Source organism: Proteus penneri (genome assembly GCF_022369495.1).
Lineage (GTDB): Bacteria > Pseudomonadota > Gammaproteobacteria > Enterobacterales > Enterobacteriaceae > Proteus > Proteus penneri.
This window is the reverse complement of sequence record NZ_CP059690.1, coordinates 910,575-931,638: the sequence shown is the minus strand read 5'-3', so window position 1 is coordinate 931,638 and position 21,064 is coordinate 910,575. Positions and strand designations below refer to the sequence as shown.

Annotated in this window: 15 protein-coding genes; 5 read left to right on the top strand and 10 right to left on the bottom strand. The window is 38.1% G+C overall.

Annotated elements, in window-relative coordinates; translation table 11 throughout:
* Positions 1–195 precede the first annotated feature (195 nt).
* Together H1225_RS04010 and fabA are read left to right on the top strand one after the other, a co-directional pair.
* Complete coding sequence (locus H1225_RS04010; RefSeq protein WP_109847548.1) at positions 196–1,938, top strand: AAA family ATPase; 1,743 nt, start codon at positions 196–198, stop codon at positions 1,936–1,938.
* 83 nt (positions 1,939–2,021) lie between these two features.
* Positions 2,022–2,540, top strand: a complete 519-nt coding sequence (gene fabA / locus H1225_RS04005) for a bifunctional 3-hydroxydecanoyl-ACP dehydratase/trans-2-decenoyl-ACP isomerase (protein ID WP_006537368.1) — start codon at positions 2,022–2,024, stop codon at positions 2,538–2,540.
* A gap of 244 nt (positions 2,541–2,784) precedes the next feature.
* Here the strand turns inward: fabA and rmf are convergent, their stop codons facing one another.
* The 7 genes from rmf to rlmKL form a co-directional block, all read right to left on the bottom strand.
* Positions 2,785–2,955 carry a ribosome modulation factor gene (gene rmf / locus H1225_RS04000; protein ID WP_023581348.1) on the bottom strand — a complete coding sequence of 57 codons (171 nt, stop codon included), beginning with the start codon at positions 2,953–2,955 and terminating at the stop codon, positions 2,785–2,787.
* A gap of 470 nt (positions 2,956–3,425) precedes the next feature.
* Entirely contained in the window at positions 3,426–3,839 is a 414-nt protein-coding gene (locus H1225_RS03995) for an ASCH domain-containing protein (RefSeq protein ID WP_161724689.1), read from the bottom strand.
* Between the two features lie 98 nt (positions 3,840–3,937).
* Positions 3,938–4,510: a membrane integrity-associated transporter subunit PqiC gene (gene pqiC, locus H1225_RS03990; protein ID WP_006537371.1), complete on the bottom strand. Its 573-nt coding sequence runs from the start codon at positions 4,508–4,510 to the stop codon at positions 3,938–3,940.
* Positions 4,510–6,162 carry an intermembrane transport protein PqiB gene (pqiB, locus tag H1225_RS03985; RefSeq protein WP_161671416.1) on the bottom strand — a complete coding sequence of 551 codons (1,653 nt, stop codon included), beginning with the start codon at positions 6,160–6,162 and terminating at the stop codon, positions 4,510–4,512. Before pqiB ends, pqiC begins: the two co-directional genes overlap by 1 nt.
* The gene (pqiA, locus tag H1225_RS03980; RefSeq protein WP_072062779.1) at positions 6,155–7,444 is read right to left on the bottom strand and encodes a membrane integrity-associated transporter subunit PqiA; all 1,290 of its coding nucleotides are present in this window, start codon (positions 7,442–7,444) and stop codon (positions 6,155–6,157) included. The genes pqiB and pqiA overlap by 8 nt, the downstream gene beginning before the upstream one ends.
* 85 nt (positions 7,445–7,529) lie before the next feature.
* Entirely contained in the window at positions 7,530–9,458 is a 1,929-nt protein-coding gene (locus H1225_RS03975) for an ABC transporter ATP-binding protein (protein ID WP_006537375.1), read from the bottom strand.
* A 6-nt stretch (positions 9,459–9,464) separates the two neighbouring features.
* On the bottom strand, positions 9,465–11,579 hold the full coding sequence (gene rlmKL, locus H1225_RS03970) for a bifunctional 23S rRNA (guanine(2069)-N(7))-methyltransferase RlmK/23S rRNA (guanine(2445)-N(2))-methyltransferase RlmL (RefSeq protein WP_161671415.1): 2,115 nt from the start codon (positions 11,577–11,579) through the stop codon (positions 9,465–9,467).
* 108 nt (positions 11,580–11,687) lie between these two features.
* On the opposite strand from rlmKL, the gene H1225_RS03965 reads away from it, so the two are divergent.
* Complete coding sequence (locus tag H1225_RS03965; protein WP_161706095.1) at positions 11,688–12,812, top strand: YcbX family protein; 1,125 nt, start codon at positions 11,688–11,690, stop codon at positions 12,810–12,812.
* A gap of 267 nt (positions 12,813–13,079) precedes the next feature.
* Here H1225_RS03965 and H1225_RS03960 read toward each other — a convergent pair whose 3' ends face one another.
* The 3 genes from H1225_RS03960 to pepN all read right to left on the bottom strand — a co-directional run bounded on the left by H1225_RS03960 (position 13,080) and on the right by pepN (position 17,680).
* The gene (locus tag H1225_RS03960) at positions 13,080–13,631 is read right to left on the bottom strand and encodes a cell division protein ZapC (RefSeq protein WP_006537379.1); all 552 of its coding nucleotides are present in this window, start codon (positions 13,629–13,631) and stop codon (positions 13,080–13,082) included.
* A gap of 218 nt (positions 13,632–13,849) precedes the next feature.
* Positions 13,850–14,860: a quinone-dependent dihydroorotate dehydrogenase gene (gene pyrD, locus H1225_RS03955; protein WP_109400845.1), complete on the bottom strand. Its 1,011-nt coding sequence runs from the start codon at positions 14,858–14,860 to the stop codon at positions 13,850–13,852.
* Between the two features lie 204 nt (positions 14,861–15,064).
* Entirely contained in the window at positions 15,065–17,680 is a 2,616-nt protein-coding gene (pepN, locus tag H1225_RS03950) for an aminopeptidase N (protein ID WP_161671414.1), read from the bottom strand.
* A 340-nt stretch (positions 17,681–18,020) separates the two neighbouring features.
* Between pepN and pncB the strand changes: the two genes are divergently transcribed.
* Positions 18,021–19,235 carry a nicotinate phosphoribosyltransferase gene (gene pncB / locus H1225_RS03945; protein WP_072062785.1) on the top strand — a complete coding sequence of 405 codons (1,215 nt, stop codon included), beginning with the start codon at positions 18,021–18,023 and terminating at the stop codon, positions 19,233–19,235.
* Between the two features lie 257 nt (positions 19,236–19,492).
* On the top strand, positions 19,493–20,893 hold the full coding sequence (gene asnS / locus H1225_RS03940) for an asparagine--tRNA ligase (RefSeq protein WP_006537389.1): 1,401 nt from the start codon (positions 19,493–19,495) through the stop codon (positions 20,891–20,893).
* Positions 20,894–21,064: the final 171 nt, after the last annotated feature.

The window sequence follows — 21,064 nt, the reverse complement described above, 5'->3', positions numbered from 1 at the left end:
TGATAGAATCGAGCGTCGCTATCATAAAACCGTAATGACCAATTTTATAAACTCGTCATTATAAGGTCGTAGCGATACATATTCCCTGCCTATGCAGTTGATGACAGTTAAAGAACCGTCTTATTGCAGGATAGATATCAAATTATACGATATCTAATTATCTCTTTTCACTAATCAATAATAAAAACGGTAACCTTGAAAAACAACGAATTAGAATGGCAGGCGTTACGTCCTGATTACGCCTCCTACCAAACTTTCTTTCAGACAGCATCTCAATTACCTGCATCTCTACTTCGTGAGGTTCAACCTCGCCTGTATGAAAGCTTGCAATGGTTAAACAATGCGGATTCAGGGCAATTTATGCTGTTAAAAGCGGATGATTCAACTGCTTACTTTGATATGCTGACAGACACATTAACGCAATCAGGGATCAAAACTGATCCTGTTGTTGGCAGTTATCAAGCAGAAACCAATAAAATCTATTGGCAAGAAAATGTACAAGGTGCATTTTCATCATCAGAATCTATTACTTGTTGCCAATGGATAGAGCCAGAACAACTTTTTGGTTCATTCTATTGCCACAAAGATGAAGTCACCCTCAGCCCCGGCTTATTGCATAAAATAAATGGTGGCATCTTAGTCCTCTCTATAAAATCTTTACTTGCACAACCACTCATGTGGTTCCGCCTTAAAAAAATGGTTGAAGAACAGCGTTTTGAATGGCTTGTCTGGAATGACAATCAATCCCTGCCTTTACCTATTGAGAGTATGCCACTCAATCTTCGTGTTATTTTAGTAGGTGATAGACTTAGTCTTGAAGAGCTTGAATTTATGGAGCCGGAACTAAGCAGCACTGCTTTATATGGTGAATATGAATACGACATGTATTTAGATAACGAAACCACGCTTTCTCAATGGTGTGGTTTTGTAAACTCATTGTGCCAAAAATATCGCCTCCCTTCTTTATCTGCGGATGCTTGGGAAGTCTTATTAACACAAGCAGCAAGACAACATGAAGATCAGCTAATTCTAAGCCTAGATTTAGAATGGATCTTACGCCAGCTTCGTTATGCAATACGTTTTAATCATGATGCTTCTCTAAATGCTGATGCATTGAAAAAAGCAGAAGAAAATCGCCTATGGCGACACAGTTATTTGTTAGAACGTAGTCGTGATGAGATTTTACAAGACCAAGTTATGATACAAACAGAAGGTGAAGCTATTGGTCAAATAAATGGACTTTCTGTCTTAGATTACCCTGGATACCCTGATTTAATCGGAGAACCGACTCGCATCACCTGCGTTGCACATATAGGTGATGGTGAGTTTACGGATGTTGAGCGAAAAGCTGAGCTTGGCGGAAATATTCATGCAAAAGGCATGATGATTATGCAAGCTTACTTAAACTCAGAACTACGTTTAGACCAACCACAGCCATTTAGCACTTCGATTGTTTTTGAACAATCATATGGAGAGGTTGATGGTGATAGCGCCTCTTTGGCTGAATTATGTGCTTTTATTAGTACTCTGGCACAACAACCTATTGATCAGCAAATTGCTGTTACAGGTGCTGTTGATCAATTTGGTCAAGTCCAACCGATTGGTGGCGTAAACCAAAAAATCGAAGGCTTCTTTGATATCTGCCAACAAAGAGGGTTAACCGGTGCACAAGGTGTAATTATTCCTCTCGCCAATATTCGCCATCTTGTACTCAACGAAAATGTGCAACAAGCGGTAAAAGAAGAAAAATTTCATATTTGGCCTGTTACTCATGTAGCAGAAGCAATAACGTTACTGACTCGTCAGCCATATTATGAAGAGCAATGTGAAGCAGAACAATCAGACTCACACTTGTTAGCTGTTATTCATGATCGTATAACACTTGCAAATAATCAAGATAGACCTAAATTACCTTGGTTCTTACGTCTATTCAGATAATTCTGTTTCAAGTGATCGGAGTTGTTCAGCGTACAAGTGTAAGCTATTCTGTTCTCTTACACTTGATAAAGGCTATATAGACAATGGTTGATAAACGCGAATCTTATTCTAAAGAAGACCTCATTGCTTCCGGCCGTGGTGAATTGTTTGGCCAAGATGGCCCACCACTGCCATCTGGTAATATGCTAATGATGGATCGCATCATTAAAATGACAGAAGATGGCGGCTCCCATAATAAAGGCTTTATCGAAGCAGAATTCGATATCAAGCCAGATTTATGGTTCTTTGATTGTCACTTCGTCAATGATCCTGTTATGCCAGGTTGCTTAGGCCTAGATGCCATGTGGCAACTTGTCGGCTTCTATCTTGGCTGGCTTGGTGGCGAAGGTAAAGGCCGTGCGCTTGGTGTTGGTGAAGTAAAATTCACTGGACAAATATTACCAACAGCAAAAAAAGTTACCTATAAAATTGATTTCAAACGTGTTATCAATCGTAAACTGATTATGGGTATTGCCGATGGTGAAGTGTATGTTGATGGTAAGCTGATTTATGAAGCAAAAGACTTAAAAGTTGGCTTATTTAAAGATACAACTGCATTCTAAGATAGATAACCATCCGAATCTATTATAGAAATAATGACAATATAACGTAAAAAGGCTTACAAAAATGTAAGCCTTTTTTATATCCAAATTAATTGTTTGTTATTTATATTCAAATTGTCCTATGTTCAATATGTACATAGGAATATATATAAATAACCCTCGTTTTGATTGTCGGCAAAATCTTAGTGATAATATTTAATACAGCTAAAAATAAGCTATTATCTATTTCACTACGACGGGTTATTTATTTTACCAGACTTGGGCGATCTTCCATGGCCTGTCGCCAACCTCCAAGCCAATGTGAACGCGCATCAATGGCGAAATAAGGGCAAAGTTCTTTTGAACGACCTTGCATACCAGCTTGATAACCTTTCGATAATGCTCTTGCTAAACGATCTCGTTTCTGTCTTTTCATATCTAGACAACCCTCACGTTCTAAGTTTAAGCGGAAAGATAATGATTGTTTTTCAACAACCACTATAAGTTGATACGCTTTATTGAGCATTTAAGCAAGTAAAGAAGTTAATACAAATGTCATATTTGTGATATTGAGCTGACTACAAACTTAATAATCAATGTTATTATTTATTTTATTTAATGCTTTATTGAAGAGTTTATCAATTATTTTAAAAATCACACCAAGACAAAAATTAACATATTGATATTTAATAAAAATAATAATTAAAAGTGACTTTGGTTATTTTTACCTTATATAACCAATAAATTAAATAAGATAAATTGATATTTACGTTTAAATTTATGTCAATATAAGACTTGGTTGATAAGTATTAATTTTTGCTCTGTTGCTATTTTTTTCGTAGAAAATTCTTTTTAATTACCTTGTTTTATTAAGGAATTAGCTCTCATTGAAAGCAAAATAAGCTATTAATACCTCTTACATACTTCTATTAATTCAAACTCTTCAAATACCAACTCCATATCTTCTGAAAAAAAACCTTCTCGATTAAAGAACGCTTTATGTCCTTCTTGCCAATATGCCAAGCTTAAATCTCCTTCACCTTCTCTCTTAGCTAGCTCTTCTGTAACTTCATTAAATCGTATTAACTGCAAAGAACGTGTACGAATAACACAAACAGGCTCATTTTGGCTATTTAAAATAATACTAAAACCGCCAATAACAGGAATAGCACTGTCACTAAAAAAACCACTTAATGAACTACATGTTGCCGTTTTTTTTCCTTCTACCACCAGCATAGCAAGTTCATCTGCCAACTTTGGGTTATCACCAAATGACCAACTGATTGCAGTAGGATATTTCTTTTTCAGAGTTTCTAACATATTGTTTCCTTTGTTATTTTTAAATAAACAAAACCCAACATCCTGCTTAAATACAATTTAAGTGAATATTGGGTGTGAAAAAATGTAGTACTAATTCGTTAATATTGAGCTTGAATTGCTTTCGCTATATCAGAAATAACTTGCTCCCATCCCTGCCCTAATGTACGCACTAAAGCAGGGTAACCATCTTCAGTTTGTGGTAGAACTAAAGAGAATGGCTGATTAATCACTTTATTATTTTCAGTATAAATCCAATCACCTGAAATAATTACCTGTCCATCATAACGGCCTTGAAAATAATTAACTGTGACCGTTAATTTCGCCAAGTTATCTTCAACAGGTTGATTTGCAACAACAGTACCTGGCAATGCTTTAGTTAAACCTGAAATAAGGTTCTGCTGTAATTGCTGATCAAGTGGATTAATCCATAGATGCTGATTTGCCACGGTATAGTTAATATCCGTCGTTTGATAAACAATACCTGCATTTACTAACATACTAGACAAACGGATCGGCTGAACCCAGATTTGAGGCTTTTTCGCTGACTGTGTTGTCGTGACTTGTGCTGATACCCCTGTTTGGTAAATATCAGGTAACTGATAATAGGTTTTCTCAGGTTGGCTTGAACATGCCGTTAGCATCAAAACAAATATCCCAATAATGTATCTCATTATTTTTCAGCCCTCTTTGGTTCTGGATCTTTACCTTCCTTCGCCTCAAAAATTAATGCATTACTTTTATTGTTCAATGTTTTCAATAAAGGCTGCATCTCTCTTAGCACTTGATCAAGCTGTTGCATATTATCAATCATTTTTCCATACGCAGGAGAGCCCGGTTGGAAGCCTTGCATACTACGATTGATCTCTTTCAATGATTGCTGAATATCACTAGGAAGATTTCTAAATTCATCACTGCCAATCATCGCATTCAATGACTTCAGTGTTTCTTTCGCTTCACTGACCGCTTTTTGGCTTTCAGATAATGTTGCAGTCATTTCTTTAAGCATTGGCTCAACAGGAAGATTGTTGATCTTATCCAGTGATGTCATCACTTTTTGCTGAATTTGCGCTAAACCTGAGCTAACTGTTGGAATTTGTTGGATACCAGCAACTTCTTGAGGCCCTTTCCATTTAGCTTCATCAGGGTAGAAATCAAGATCAATATAAAGTGCCCCAGTTAAAAGGTTACCTGATTTCAATGATGCTCTTAATCCATTATTAGAAGCAAAAGTAATTTCTTTAACGAAGTCGAAACTCTCACCGACATCATTAGCAAAACGTTCTGGTTCAACATGAATAAGAACAGGAATGCGAAAATCTTTATCCAATGATTGTTGCATACCTTTAGTGTAATAAGGCACTTGTACAACCGTTCCCATGCGAATTCCGCGGAATTCCACAGGGGCACCTGCTTGCAATCCTCTTACAGAATCAGAGAAGAACATAATGTAGCTACGATAGTCGGTATATAACGAGTTTTGAATACTCTTTTCATTATCGTAGAGCTTGAATTCTGTTTTAGGTTCAATAGGATCACCTGGAACCCATCCCGCAGGAACATCAAAACTAACTCCACCACTAAAGAGTGTAGAAAGTGATGCCATTTCAACACGTACACCCGATGAAGACATATCAAAAGCGATACCTGAATCTTTCCAGAATCGAACATTTGATGTCACCATTTTGTCATAAGGCGCTTTGATAAAGAGTTGGTAATGCATGTCTCGGCTCTCAATGTTGAATTCGCTGGTTTCAACAGAGCCGACTTGGTAACCTCTAAATAAAACAGGATCACCCGCATTTAATTGGCCTGCCCCTTCACTTACTAAATTGATACGAATACCTTTTGCATCTGGTGAAGCTAACGGTGGCGAGTCGAGAAGATTAAACTCATTTTCTTCTTTACCTTTTAACCCCGGTTGCAGTTCTATGTAAGCCCCAGAAAGCAAGGTGCCTAGCCCCGTTACCCCCTCTTTACCGACTTGAGGTCTTACAACCCAAAATGCAGTATCTGCGCGTAACAACTCTTTCATTTCTTTATCAAGGCGAGCCGTAATAATAACGCGACTAAAATTACTATCGAGTGAGACACTTTCAACTAAACCGATATCCACACTGCGACTTTTAATTTTGGTTTTACCCGCTTCAATGCCATCTGCATTATAGGTAATTAATGTAACTTCTGGACCCTGATGGCTGAAATGATAATAAAGTATCCACGCACCAATCAGTAAGGTGACAAGTGGTATGATCCAAACCGGAGACCAGCTTTTTAGTTTGTTAATTTTTGCTTCAGTTAAAGCAGTTTCATTCTTTTCAGTCACCCTTAGGCTCCTTAATCGTGGGTTTATCATCATCGGTTGTACACTTATCCCACGTCAACCGAGGATCAAACATCATTGCAGAGAACATAGTTAATACTACAACCAATGCAAATAGCACCACACCAAAATCAGGATAGATGCTCATCAGACGTCCCATTCTGACTAATGAAGCTAAAACAGCAATTACGAAGACGTCAATCATCGACCAACGCCCTACATATTCAACAACTTCGTAGAGAAAATGCATTCTAGCGGGATCTCTTTTTCCATTAGATTTATGTGCATCCCAACACAACCAAGCAATTGCTACCATTTTTAAACTTGGTACCATAATACTGGCAATAAATATCACCATCGCAACAGGATAAGAGCCATCTTCCCAAAGCAAAATTACCCCAGCCATAATTGTGGAATAGATATCATTACCTAATGATTCAGTCACCATGATTGGTAATAAATTAGCGGGGATATAAAGAATAAGTGACGTAATCAACAAAGAAACCGTCCATTGTAAACTTTTAGGTCTCCTTGCATGTCCTTTCACTTCACAACGACTACATTCGTATTGATCTACGGGTAAGATTGCCGTACATGAGCGACATAATCTAACCCCTTGCTTTAATCCCGATTGACCTGATTCAATATCAGGGTAATTTGGGCGAGGTTCTAATTTTTCCCATAAAGTGTGTCTATCAAGGCACTGGAATGCTCGAATTTGAAATAAGCAATAAAGCACATAAGGAAGGAAACTAAGCCCTAGTCCAATATCACCATAAGCCATTAATTTTACGAAACTGACTAAAATTCCCGCCAGAAAAATTTCTGCCATACACCACGATTTTAATTGGAATAAAATACGTGATAGCCAAATTTGTAGCTTTCTGGGCAATTGAATTGGCGTACAAAGCAGTAAAATTGCCACCATACAAAAAGCTGGCACAATTTGGACAAACAGTAAGAAAAATGCGCCTAATTCGACGTAATTTTCACTAAACATAACCGTTGGAATTTGCATCAATGTGATGTTGTTGGTGATACCAGCCACTTCCATACTCACGAAAGTGAACTGACTTGCCATTAGCAACATAAATAATGCGCTGATTGCTAGAGCAACAGGTTGATAAAAAGGCTGACGCCAACGTGCAATTAATACAGTATGACAACGAGGGCATGTTGCTTTTGTTCCTTGTACTAATTGAGGAACACTGACCACCAGATCGCACTGAGGACATAATATTTGCTCATGTTTATGTTCATGACGATGTTGTTGACCTGAGCACACAGCGACACCTCTTATTTAGAATAATCAATAAAAGAATATTTAATCCAGAAAGTAAAACGGGGCGCGATGCCCCGTTTTCGGTTGGCTATTCGCCATTTTGCATCAATTCTAGCTCTTGCCATCGGTCAAAAGCAGTTTCAAGCTCTTGTTCTTTATCTGCAAGTGCTTTTAAGACTTTTTCTGTCTCTTCATGAGGACGAGCAAAGAAATCCGCCCCACTCACTTCTTCTTGTAATGCACTTAATTGCGTTTCTAAGCTTTCTAATTTAGCAGGTAGTTGCTCAAGCTCGCGCGCCAAATGATAACTTAACTTGTTAGTACGCGTGTTCTTTTTAGAGCTATCTTTCACTTTTGCTTCTTTTTCAGCTTTTTCTGGTACGTTGCGTGATTTTCTTGTTTCACTTTTTAATGAAACCGACTGTGCTCGTTGTTGCTGAGCATCGTAATATCCACCAACGTAGCTGTTAATGACACCATCACCTTCAAAAATCCAACACTCAGTAACACTATTATCAACAAACTCACGGTCATGGCTAACCAATAAAACGGTGCCTTGGTAAGCATCAACCAATTCTTCTAATAACTCCAATGTTTCAACATCGAGGTCATTGGTTGGTTCATCAAGAATAAGCAAGTTACTTGGTTTTAAAAATAAGCGTGCCAATAGTAGACGGTTTCTCTCCCCTCCTGAGAGGGCACGAACAGGCGTCATCGCACGTTTAGGAGGAAATAAAAAGTCTTGCAAATAACCAAGTACATGGCGAGGACGACCATTTACCATTACCTCTTGCTTACCTTCAGCAAGGTTATCCATTACTGTTTTATCAGGATCAAGTGTTGCACGGTGCTGATCAAAGTAAGCGACTTCAAGTTTAGTACCACAGTGCACTCGGCCGCTGTCAGCTTTTAAATCACCTAACATCAGTTTTAATAATGTCGTTTTACCGCAACCATTTGGTCCCACCAGCGCAATTTTATCACCACGTTGTACTTTGGCAGAAAAATCACGAACTAACTTACGAGTTCCAATGCTATAATTAACATCTTCTAACTCGAATACGATTTTACCAGAACGAGTTGCTTCTTCGACTTGCATACGTGCACTGCCTAACACTTCACGGCGTTCACTACGTTCAACACGCAATGCTTTTAGAGCACGTACACGACCTTCGTTACGAGTACGTCGTGCTTTAATACCTTGGCGTATCCACGCTTCTTCTTGCGCTAATTTGCGATCAAACTCTGCATTTTGTTGCTCTTCAACGCGTAATGCTTCTTCTTTGCTTTCAAGATACTTATCGTAATTTCCCGGCCATGAAGAAAGTTTGCCTCGATCAAGATCGATAATACGCGTTGCCATATTTCGAATAAATGAACGGTCATGGGAAATAAACACGATACTTCCTTGGAAATCTTTTAAGAATTTCTCAAGCCAAAGGATCGTTTCAATATCAAGGTGGTTTGTTGGTTCATCTAAAAACAGCACTCTTGGTGCGCTAACTAATGCACGCCCTAATGCTGCTTTTCTTAACCAACCCCCCGATAAAGAAGAAAGCTCAGCTTCACCATCTAAACCGAGTTTTTCTAACACTTCTGCAATTCGGCTATCAAGTAACCACAAGTTACGGCTATCGAGTACTTCTTGCAGCTCTGCCATTTTATTGAGATTTTTATCAGAAGGATCTGTTTCAATCAATTTAGAAATATGATGATAATCCGTTAGATATTTAGCATCTTCTTCAACACCTTCAGCAACAAAATCAAAGATAGTACCTTCAATATCTCTTGGCGGATCTTGCTGTAAGCGAGCAGTCACAAGATCTTGTTCATAAACAACTTGACCATCATCTAAAGGTTGCTCTTTAGATAACACTCTTAATAGCGTTGATTTTCCTGCACCATTGCGCCCAACTAAACAAACACGTTCATTTTCTTCAATAAATAAATCGGTGCTATCTAATAGAGGAGCATCACTGAAAGATAAATAAGCCCCAGTCAAACTAATTAACGGCATTGTAAATTATTCCTCACCAGCATGAGTTAACAGCCAGCAGTTGTGGATTTGGCGGTTACGCGCAAAGTCTTGTGATAATGTTTTCTGTGTTATCTCTTTTGCACGCAAGCCAATTTTTGCTAACTCTTCATGTTCCATTTTGAATCCACGTTTATTATTTGAGAACATAATTGTTCCACCTTTTCTCAACAACCGTTTTAGATGTTTCATTAGTTCAATGTGATCACGCTGCACATCAAAGGTATTTTCCATACGCTTTGAGTTAGAAAACGTAGGTGGATCGATAAAAATCACATCAAATTGTTCATTGCTTTGCATTAACCATTGTAAACAATCAGCCTGCATTAAACGATGTTGTCTACCTGATAGGCCATTCGCTTGGAAGTTTTTCTCAGCCCATTCAAGGTAGGTACGTGACATATCAACTGTTGTTGTGCTTTTTGCACCACCAATTCCTGCATGAACAGAAGCCGTCCCCGTATAAGCAAAAAGATTTAAGAAATCTTTTCCTTTGCTCATTTCACCCAACATTTTTCGTGCAATACGGTGATCTAAGAACAATCCTGTATCGAGGTAATCCGTAAGATTTACCCAGAATTTTGCACCAAACTCGTCAACTAAGAAAAAATCACCTTTTTCGGCCATTTTTTCATACTGTTGTTTACCTTTTTGGCGTTGGCGAGTTTTTAAAATCAGTTGATCAGAACGTAATGCCAATACTTCCATTGTTGCGCTAATTACATCGAATAAACGCTGACGGGCTTTGTGTTCATTAACAGTTTTAGGTGGTGCATACTCTTGAATAACCACTTTATCGCCATAACGGTCTACAGCAACATTATATTCAGGTAAATCAGCATCGTATAAGCGATAACATTCAATTTGCTGTTGTTTTGCCCATTTCGCGAGTTTTTTCTCATTTTTACGCAAACGGTTTGCAAAATCTTCTGCAAGCCCAGTGTTAATCGTTGATGGTGTATCAGAAAGTAAATAGTTTTTCTGTACACAATCAAGAGGACCATTTTTTGCTTTGAACTCACGCTCTGCACGTAATTGAATACAACTCAACAATTCAGGTGATGCACTAAATAGTGACAATCTCCAACCTGGGAAATGTGCTTTTATCGCTCTTCCTAATTGGCTATGTAATGCAATTAATGCTGGCTCACTTTCTAAACGCTCACCATAAGGTGGGTTACTGATAATTGTCCCTTTTATTTCTGTTGAGACTGGGTTTGTCAGTTTAGCTGCATCACCATGAGCAAACGTGATCAGTTCGGCAACATCTGCTCTACGGGCATTAGCTCTTGCCATATCCAACACACGTTTATCAACATCAAAACCATAGAAACGCGCAGTGGTATTCTTTTTACCTTCACGGAAACGGGCGAAAGCTTCATGAGTCACTTCTTTCCATAACGCTTCATCATGGCCTAACCAATGACGGAATCCCCAATGCACACGATTTAATGCTGGAGCACAGTCTGTCGCCATCATGGCTGCTTCAATTAATAATGTACCCGAGCCACACATTGGATCGATTAATGGTGTGTCAATTTTCCAGCCTGAACGCATAATAATCGCAGCAGCTAAATTTTCTTTTAAAGGCGCTTGACCCGTTAAGTCACGGTAGCCGCGTTGATGTAAACCATCACCACTTAAATCTAAAGATAGAGAGGCTTTTTCTTTATGAAGATGGATAGTTAAGCGGATATCAGGAGATTGTTTAGCGACATCTGGACGTTGCCCTATTTTACGTTGAAATGAGTCAACAATGGCATCTTTTGCTTTTAATGCACCATATTGGCTATTACGAATAATGTCATTCGTGCCGTTAAAATGGATAGCAAAGGTCTGATCAACAGTAAAAATCTCACTCCAATCAATTGCCTGCACGCCAAGATATAAGTCTAGATCACTGTAAACATTGAATTCATTTAACGGCAACATAATACGTGACGCTAAACGGCTCCAAAGTAAAGACTGATACATGGTTTTATCATCAGCACGAAAATAAACACCGCCTTGAGTTATCTGGCAAGCCTGAGCACCAAGGTGTTCAAGTTCAGATTTTAATAGTTCTTCCAGACCTCGGCCTGTGCTGGCAAACAGAGAGCGCATAATATTGTTACCACCTAAAATAAAATTGTTGGGCATTATAGCTAATTGTATTACGTTGTCATAAAGTTACTGGCTATAAAAAATAATAATGTCTTTTTGGGAGCACCGATGATCAACGTTTCACGCCTTTATATACACCCAGTTAAATCGATGAAGGGAATTCGACTTTCTCATGCATTTGCTCGTGAGAGCGGATTCACGTTTGATCGTGATTTTATGATAACGACCCCTGAAGGGACTTTTATCACGGCACGAAAATTTCCCGTTTTGCTGTGTTTTATTCCCACGGTCATGGCAAATGGAATTTATATTCAAGCGCCTGATGGTGAAGGTATTGCTATCACTTATCAAGATTTTGAGACCACATTGCAACCGACAGAAGTTTGGGGTAACCATTTTACCGCGTATGTCGCACCAGATGAAATAAATCAGTGGTTCAGTCGTTATTTAAAAATAGATGTACAACTTCGTTGGACTGGCGAAAAATCGACACGTCGAGTGAAAAAAAACCCAGAAACCGCTGTTTCTTTCGCTGATGGTTACCCTTACTTATTAATTAATGAAGCCTCATTTCAATACTTACAACAACGTTGCCCCGCTTCAATTAATATTGAGCAATTTCGAGGTAATATCCTCATAACAGGTGCAAAGCCTTTTGAAGAAGATACTTGGCAGACTATTCGTGTTGGCTCTGTTGTGATGGATCTGATGAAACCTTGTAGCCGTTGCATCATGACCACAATTAGTATTGATAAAGGCGTTAAACATCCTAACACAGAACCACTTGCAACACTGCAAACATTCCGTAGCGATGAAACAGGTGATGTCGACTTTGGTCAAAATATCATCATTCGCCAAACAGGCATTATTCGTGTGGGAGATACTGTTGAGGTATTAGCTTATAAAAAAGCAAAACAGTATCTTGTAACGACTCCTGTTGAAACACAATCAACACCTATTGTTGAAAACGCACAAGAACAGACTGTCAGTATTGAATTTAACGGTGAGGTTTTCGAAGGTAATAACCAAGAAGTTCTGTTAGAACAGCTTGAAAATAATGGTTATACCATTCCTTATAGTTGCCGAGCAGGTCTTTGTGGCTCTTGTGTTATCCAATTAGATGAAGGGGATGTTAATGCATTAAAAGCCGGAGCAATTAAACGCTCAGGTAAAATTTTAGCTTGTAGCTGTGTGCCTAACGGTAATGTAAAACTTTCACTTAATAAAAAATAACACTTATCTTTATCACAAATTAAAAGAAGGTAATTTGCCCTTATCTTCTTTTTTATTTTAAATAAGACGGTTTATTTAATAAGAATTATCTTATTAGGAATTCAATGATAAATTATCAATCAGCTCATTTTATTTTTAGAAAAAGATTACAGAAAGAGAGTGATGAAGATTTGATTTGCAGGAGTATTATTTAGGGGAGATTTGTTTTTAGGATATTAAAAAATAATGAGTGACGATAAAAAGAGTAAATCCTTTTAACTCTTTTTGTTAAATAACTTTCTCGTACAAAAATGATCCTGACTCTGGCTTTTTATGGTAATTGCTTAACCTATCATTCATAATTTTTATTGGGTCACAAAAATTAAGTGTTCTATCAAATAATGTTAACTGAGGTTGAGCTAATAAACATAAACAAGCTTGAGCCCCCACTTCAGTCACTAAAAAAAGAGCGGTTTCGTCTTCTTCTCTTAATGAAACTTCCACCACTTGAGACAAATAAGGGTTGATTTGATTATTGTTAACTTCAAAATACCAACTCTTAGGCATCAATGGTTTTAAAAAGCGATGGGCTATTAATGCATTTAACGCTAATTCAGCTCTTGACTCTGATGGCATGTCAATTTGTCGAATTTGCTCATCGTATCCATAATAAAGAGCTGCATCATCGACGGTAAAAGATGCTGATTGTCGAGCACTTTCACTCAACATTTTGCTTGGAAAGCGAGAACGAAAAACCATACCATTTGCTAAATCAAGCATTAATTTTTGTTGCTCAACATCAAAATACCAACGCCAGCGATCATCGGGTTTTATTATCACTAATTAATCCCCCTTCGATTCATTTCCTGTTTTATACTCTGATAAACAATCAAAATTAAATGACATAAATAAAATATTTAATATCACCTAACAAAAACAGGATTCATTTTACTATTAATTAAGCACAATCAGTGCAATTTAATAAAAAATAACCAACTAGGGGCAATATAAACGAGTTAGGGACAGAAGAAAAGCCCCTAACTCATTATTAAATGTATTTAGATATGATTAATTATAGATTTGATAAGTGCAGGACCTTGATAAATGAATCCTGAATAGATTTGAATAAGAGAAGCACCTGCATCCATTTTTTCTCTGGCTGCTGTTAATGAATCAATTCCACCAACACCAATAATAGGTAATGCACCTTTTAATTCTTCATTTAATTGGCGAATTATTTGTGTACTTTTTGATTGTACTGGGCGACCACTTAATCCCCCTGCTTCATTACAGTGATCTAATCCACTGACTAATGATTTATCTAATGTGGTATTTGTCGCAATAACACCATCAATATGATGACGAACTAAGCTATCTGCAACTTGAATTAATTCTTCATGCGTTAAATCAGGTGCAATTTTAACAGCAACAGGAACATATTTTTGATATTTACCCTGTAACTCTAATTGTTTATTTTTAATTGCAGATAATAAATCGTCTAATGCTTCACCATATTGCAGTGTACGCAAACCTGGGGTATTTGGTGATGAGATATTGATTGCGATATAACCCGCATAAGCATAGACTTTTTCCATGCAAATCAAATAATCATCTTTACCTTGCTCTACTGGAGTATCTTTATTTTTACCGATATTAATACCCAGTACGCCACCATAACGAGATTGCTTTACATTTTCAATTAAATTATCAACGCCAAGGTTATTAAATCCCATTCGATTAATTAAACCTTCGGCTTCCACTAAGCGGAATAAACGAGGTTTATCATTTCCCACTTGAGGACGTGGTGTCACTGTACCAACTTCAATAAAACCAAATCCCATTGCACCCAATGCATCTATACAATCACCGTTTTTATCAAGACCGGCAGCAAGACCAAGTGGATTTTTAAACGAGAGTCCCATACAAGAAACGGGTTTAGAAGGAAGTGACTGCTGAATAAGAAATTGAAATGGGGAATGAGATAAACGTTTTAACTGGCGGAAGGTAAAATCATGGGCACGTTCAGGATCTAGCCGAAACAATGCCTTCCTTACTAAGGAATAATACATACGATCTCCATTGAGAATATCGGGTATTAGGAATGATATGTCTACGACAATTTAAGCGTCGTGCATCATATAGATAAAAGCACGAAAAGTAAACGTTTCAATTTCATAATTCATCATAAAAAATCCCCAGACTATGCTGGGGATCTAGTTATCTTGCTAATTTCATATTTATTACTCACTCATAAAGTGATATGAAACGTAATATTAATCAGCTAATGCTTTAGTGATTTTCTCATAGAGATCACCTGATAAATTCTCAAGCTCTTTCAGTTTTAATAACTCTACACGCATTTTTTCTTGGCGTGTTGCATCATAACGTTTTAAACGAATAAACGGTTCAATAAGGCGCGAAGCAACTTGTGGATTACGGCTATTTAAATCTGTCAGAATTTCTGTCAATAACAGGTAACCAGAACCATCTTCAGCATGGAAAGCCACTGGGTTATTATTCACAAATGCACCGATTAATGCACGAGTACGGTTAGGGTTTGCTAGTGTAAATGAGCGATGAGATAACAAACTACGAACTTTTTGTAACACATCTTTTGCTGGGCTCATGGCTTGTAAACTAAACCATTTGTCCATCACTAAACCATCTTGATGCCATTTATCATCGAACTCTTGTAATAATGTATCTTTACAAGGCAACTGCGCCATTACAGCAGCATTAAGTGCAGCAAGCGCGTCGGTCATGTTATCACTATTGTGATATTGTATATCAACAAGCTGATTACCTGTTTGCTCATTTTCAACCGCTAAATAAGCTAAACAAACATTTCGTAAATCGCGCTTTGCAATATCATCATGATTAACACGATAAGCACCGATATGCATTGAATGATAAACAGCAGAGAATTCATCTGCCATTTCAGTTGCTAAGGTTTTACGTATAAAATCAAGTGCCTGATGAATGGCAACAGGATCGATAATACTAAATAATTCACCCGCTTCGACATCTGTTGGTAACGTCAGAATAAGGGCAGCTAGTGCTGGATCGATATCTTTATCCAGTAATACTGCGCGGAAAGCATCAACGACCATTTCAGGCAGAATGCATGTTTCACCCTTTTGAACTCGAGCAACATTTTCTTTTATATAGCGGCCTAATAATGCTTGAGCTGCATCCCAACGTGAAAATGCATTACGAGCATATTTCATTAAGAATGAGAGTTGCTCATCCGTAAATGGGTAGTCAAGTTTTACAGGCGCAGAGAACTCTCGTAATAAAGATGGGATTGGCTGTTCTGGAACGTCATCAAATACAAATTGTTGTTCTTCACGAACGACATTCAATACATTAGAAATTGCCTGACCTTGTGAACGCAAAGGGATCACATTGCCTTTATGATCATACAATTCAATATCTAATGGAATATGTAGCGCTTGTTTTTCAGCTTGATCAGCTGTTGGTGGTGTCATTTGACTAACAGTTAAAGTGTATTGCTTTTTATTCACATCATAACTATCACGAACGGTCAGTTGTGGTGTACCTGATTGGCTATACCAACGACGGAATAAAGTGAGATCAACATTAGAAGCATCTTCCATCGCTTGAATAAAATCGTCACAGGTTGCAGCACTACCGTCGTGACGATGGATATACATTTGAATACCAGCTTGAAATTGCTCTTCACCTAACAAGGTGTGGATCATCCGGATCACTTCTGAACCTTTTTCATATACTGTTAAAGTATAGAAGTTGTTCATTTCGATCACACTATCAGGACGAATTGGATGTGCCATTGGGCTTGCATCTTCTGCAAACTGAGCGGTACGCATCACGCGTACATTATTGATACGGTTAACAGAGCGAGAGCCTAGGTCAGAGCTAAATTCTTGATCACGGAAAACGGTTAAACCTTCTTTTAAACTTAACTGGAACCAATCACGACAAGTAATGCGGTTACCTGTCCAGTTATGGAAATATTCATGACCAATAACTGACTCAATGCCTAAGTAATCTTTGTCAGTCGCCGTTTCACTTTTCGCTAACACATATTTAGAGTTAAAGACATTCAGCCCTTTATTCTCCATTGCTCCCATATTAAAGAAATCAACAGCAACTATCATATAGATATCGAGATCGTATTCTAAATTAAAGCGAGATTGATCCCATGCCATCGCATTTTTCAATGATGTCATTGCCCAATCTGCACGATCTAAATTACCTTTATCAACAAAAAGCTCTAAAGCAACTTCACGACCGCTTTTGGTGATAAAAGTATCTCGTAATACATCAAAATCCCCCGCTACTAGCGCAAATAAATAGCTTGGTTTTGGATGTGGATCTTCCCATGTTACCCAATGACGACCATCATCCAGTTCACCTTGAGCAATACGGTTACCATTAGACAATAAATAAGGATATTGTTTTTTGTCTGCAGTGATTGTAGTGGTGTAACGAGCTAACACATCAGGTCTATCTAAATAATAAGTAATATGACGGAAGCCTTCAGCTTCACATTGTGTACACAATGCATCGCCAGAAACATACAACCCTTCTAATGCGGTGTTAGCCGATGGATTAATATTGTTAACAATTTTTAATGTAAATTGTGCTGGTAGTTGTTCAATGATGAGTTTGCCGTTTTCTTCTTTATAGTGTGTCCAAGCAACATCATTTACTGCAATTGATTTTAATGTTAATTCTTCACCATCTAACACTAATGCTGTTGCATCTGAGTTTAGACGTTTACATTGGCTTATCGCTGTAATCTGGGTATTTTCTTTATCTAAGATAAAATCAAGATGTAAATCGGTGATTGTGTAGTCAGGGGCACGATAATCTTTGCGAAATTTCGCGATTCTTTGTTGTGTCATAGAAAAAACCTTTTAGTTAACACGACTATTTAACGGTTATATTACCAAAGCTTACTCGTCAAAAATCTGTTTAGCCAGTCGAATATTCAATTGAAAACATTAAAAGTCAACAGAATGTTAATTGTTTATTAATACATGTAATCAATTTATTTGGTAAATGATGCTAATATACTCCCAAATTATGTTTAACGTGGTAAACTCATCTAAGTTTTACAGCTTGTTTTTATGTCGCAGAGAAATATTGTTGAATAGTGACGCTTTGTCATCATATTCGGGTATACTCTCCAACCTTAACGATTTAGCTGACATAAAAACGCTCCGTGAGGATGCTTGACGCGCTATGATTTTAGACGCTACACCGATTATTACATCACTGTTGGATACCGATGCATACAAGCTCCACATGCAACAAGCGGTTTACCATCATTATAGTGATATTCCTGTCGTTGCTGAGTTCCGTTGTCGGAGTGATGAACGTCTAGGTGAATATGCAACAACCTTACGCCATCAAGTTAACATGATGGCAGACTTGTCATTGACGAATGAAGAATTTGACTATCTTCAGAGTCTCCCTTTTTTCAAAAATGACTATCTGCAATGGTTTAAGCATTTCCGCTTTAAGCCAGAACAAGTCCAGATTTCAACCACACCTGACAACCAACTTACCATAAAAATCACAGGCCCTTGGCGTGAAGTTATTTTATGGGAAGTCCCTTTGTTGGCTTTAGTGAGTGAAATTGTACATCGAGCTCGCTCTCCACAAATCACGCCTAATGATGCGGTTAATCAACTACGTAAATTAATTGATATCTTCTACCGTGATGCGGCTGAGCAACAGATTGACTTAGCTGATTTTAAACTGATGGATTTTGGTACTCGTCGCCGTTTTTCTTATGATGTGCAGTGCGCCATTGTGGATGAGCTGAAAAATCATTTCCCTTATCTTATTGGTACAAGTAACTATCATTTAGCAGAACGTATGCAATTAGCCCCTGTGGGTACACAAGCTCATGAGTGGTTTCAGGCGCATCAGCAGATTAGCCCAGAGCTGGCCAATAGTCAGCGTGCAGCTTTACAATCTTGGTTAGATGAATACCCCGACCAATTAGGTATTGCATTAACAGACTGTATTACGATGGATGCTTTTTTGCGCGATTTTGATAAGGCCTTTGCAGAGAGTTATCAAGGTTTACGTCACGATTCTGGTGATCCTATTGAATGGGGTGAAAAAGCGATTGCGCATTATGAGAAACTGGGCATCGACCCAATGAGTAAAGTATTAGTCTTTTCTGATAGCCTCGATTTTCAAAAGGCATTAGTACTTTATAAACATTTCCATAAACGCATTCGTTTAATCTTTGGTATTGGTACTCGGCTAACTTGTAACATTCCTGAAATAACGCCTCTTAATATTGTGATTAAGCTGGTGGAGTGTAATGGTAAGCCTGTGGCTAAATTATCAGATAGTCCAGGCAAAACGATTTGCGAAGACGATGATTTTGTTGACAAGCTACGCAAAGCCTTTGATGTTCCACTTGTCAAACAAGCCTGTTAATTAGCTAAAAATCTTCATTAATAAAAGAAAGGGTAATAATTGCCCTTTCTTTTGCCATACCCCCTGCTTTTATCAATATTTCACCTGTTTTTATCAATTTATTTTATACAAAAGCTTTTTTCTTCTTTATTGACTCTTTAAACTAAAATTTCCTACTTGTTTCCTGCGCTATTGCAAGTAACATAGAAAAACTGTCCGACAGGGGCAGAATGAATTAACCAAACAATTATTTTAATTAAACGAAGAGAGATTTATTTATGATCGTTGCGCCTGTAGTCGACGTACTGCAAGGCCGTATCGCGGTTGGCGAAGACGTCACCGTTCGCGGTTGGGTACGTACAAGAAGAGATTCAAAAGCTGGTATCTCATTTCTTACCGTCTATGACGGTTCCTGCTTTAATCCAGTACAGGCCATCATTAATAATAATTTACCGAATTATCAAGATGAAGTGCTGCACTTAACCACAGGCTGTTCTGTGGAAGTCACCGGTAAAATTGTTGAATCTCCGGGCCAGGGACAGAACTTTGAAATTCATGCCACTCAGGTTGTTGTGGTAGGAATGGTCGATGATCCGGAAACTTATCCGATGGCCGCCAAACGTCATAGTATTGAGTACCTGCGTGAAGTTGCTCACCTTCGTCCTCGTACTAACTTAATTGGTGCAGTTGCTCGTGTTCGTCACACATTAGCACAAGCACTACATCGTTTCTTCGATGAACAAGGCTTCTTCTGGGTTTCTACGCCACTAATTACCGCGGCTGATACAGAAGGTGCTGGCGAGATGTTCCGTGTCTCTACACTTGATATGAACAATCTGCCTCGTACAGATAAAGGCGACGTTGATTTCAGTGAAGACTTTTTTGGTCGTGAAGCGTTTTTAACGGTATCTGGCCAGCTAAATGGTGAGACTTACGCCTCTGCATTAAGCAAAGTGTATACTTTCGGCCCAACATTCCGTGCTGAAAACTCAAATACCAGTCGTCACCTTGCTGAATTTTGGATGGTTGAGCCTGAAGTGGCATTTGCTGATCTTAACGATATCGCAGCACTTGCTGAAAAAATGCTGAAATACACCTTTGCAGCCGTATTAGCAGAGCGTAAAGATGATATGGAGTTCTTTGCACAACGTGTTGATAAAGACGCTATCACACGCTTAGAGAACTTTATCACCTCTGACTTTGCTCAAATCGATTATACCGATGCAGTTACTGTGCTTGAAAACTGTGGTGAGAAATTTGAAAACCCAGTTTATTGGGGTGTTGATCTCTCTTCTGAGCATGAGCGTTATCTTGCAGAGAAACACTTTAAAGCACCTGTTGTGGTGAAAAACTACCCGAAAGATATCAAAGCATTCTATATGCGTATGAATGAAGACGGTAAAACAGTTGCAGCAATGGATGTATTGGCACCAGGTATTGGTGAAATCATCGGTGGTTCTCAGCGTGAAGAGCGTTTGGATATGTTTGATAAACGTTTAGACGAAATGGGAATGAGCAAAGAAGACTACTGGTGGTATCGTGATCTGCGTCGCTATGGCACCGTCCCTCATTCAGGTTTCGGTTTAGGCTTTGAACGTTTAGTTGCTTATGTGACCGGTGTCGCAAACGTTCGTGAAGTTATTCCGTTCCCACGTACACCAAGAAATGCAGATTTTTAATTTAGTGATTAATTAGTATTCAACTAGAAATTTGCATTGCTGTTTTATTGTACTCATTTTACTTAAGTGAAGAAGCCAACCACAAGGTTGGCTTTTTTTATGCATGGCTGTTATTTGATTAAAAAGTTCCCCCAAATACACACTTTGAAATACATAGTTACAATTTGTTAC

Coding starts and splice junctions, on each gene's coding strand:
- fabA (WP_006537368.1), top strand. CDS start 2,022: ATGGTTGATAAACGCGAATCTTATTCTAAAGAAGACCTCATTGCTTCC.
- rlmKL (WP_161671415.1), bottom strand. CDS start 11,579: ATGCGCTCTCTGTTTGCCAGCACAGGCCGAGGTCTGGAAGAACTATTA.
- rmf (WP_023581348.1), bottom strand. CDS start 2,955: ATGAAAAGACAGAAACGAGATCGTTTAGCAAGAGCATTATCGAAAGGT.
- H1225_RS03995 (WP_161724689.1), bottom strand. CDS start 3,839: ATGTTAGAAACTCTGAAAAAGAAATATCCTACTGCAATCAGTTGGTCA.
- H1225_RS03965 (WP_161706095.1), top strand. CDS start 11,688: ATGATCAACGTTTCACGCCTTTATATACACCCAGTTAAATCGATGAAG.
- H1225_RS03975 (WP_006537375.1), bottom strand. CDS start 9,458: ATGCCGTTAATTAGTTTGACTGGGGCTTATTTATCTTTCAGTGATGCT.
- pyrD (WP_109400845.1), bottom strand. CDS start 14,860: ATGTATTATTCCTTAGTAAGGAAGGCATTGTTTCGGCTAGATCCTGAA.
- pqiC (WP_006537371.1), bottom strand. CDS start 4,510: ATGAGATACATTATTGGGATATTTGTTTTGATGCTAACGGCATGTTCA.
- asnS (WP_006537389.1), top strand. CDS start 19,493: ATGATCGTTGCGCCTGTAGTCGACGTACTGCAAGGCCGTATCGCGGTT.
- pncB (WP_072062785.1), top strand. CDS start 18,021: ATGATTTTAGACGCTACACCGATTATTACATCACTGTTGGATACCGAT.
- pepN (WP_161671414.1), bottom strand. CDS start 17,680: ATGACACAACAAAGAATCGCGAAATTTCGCAAAGATTATCGTGCCCCT.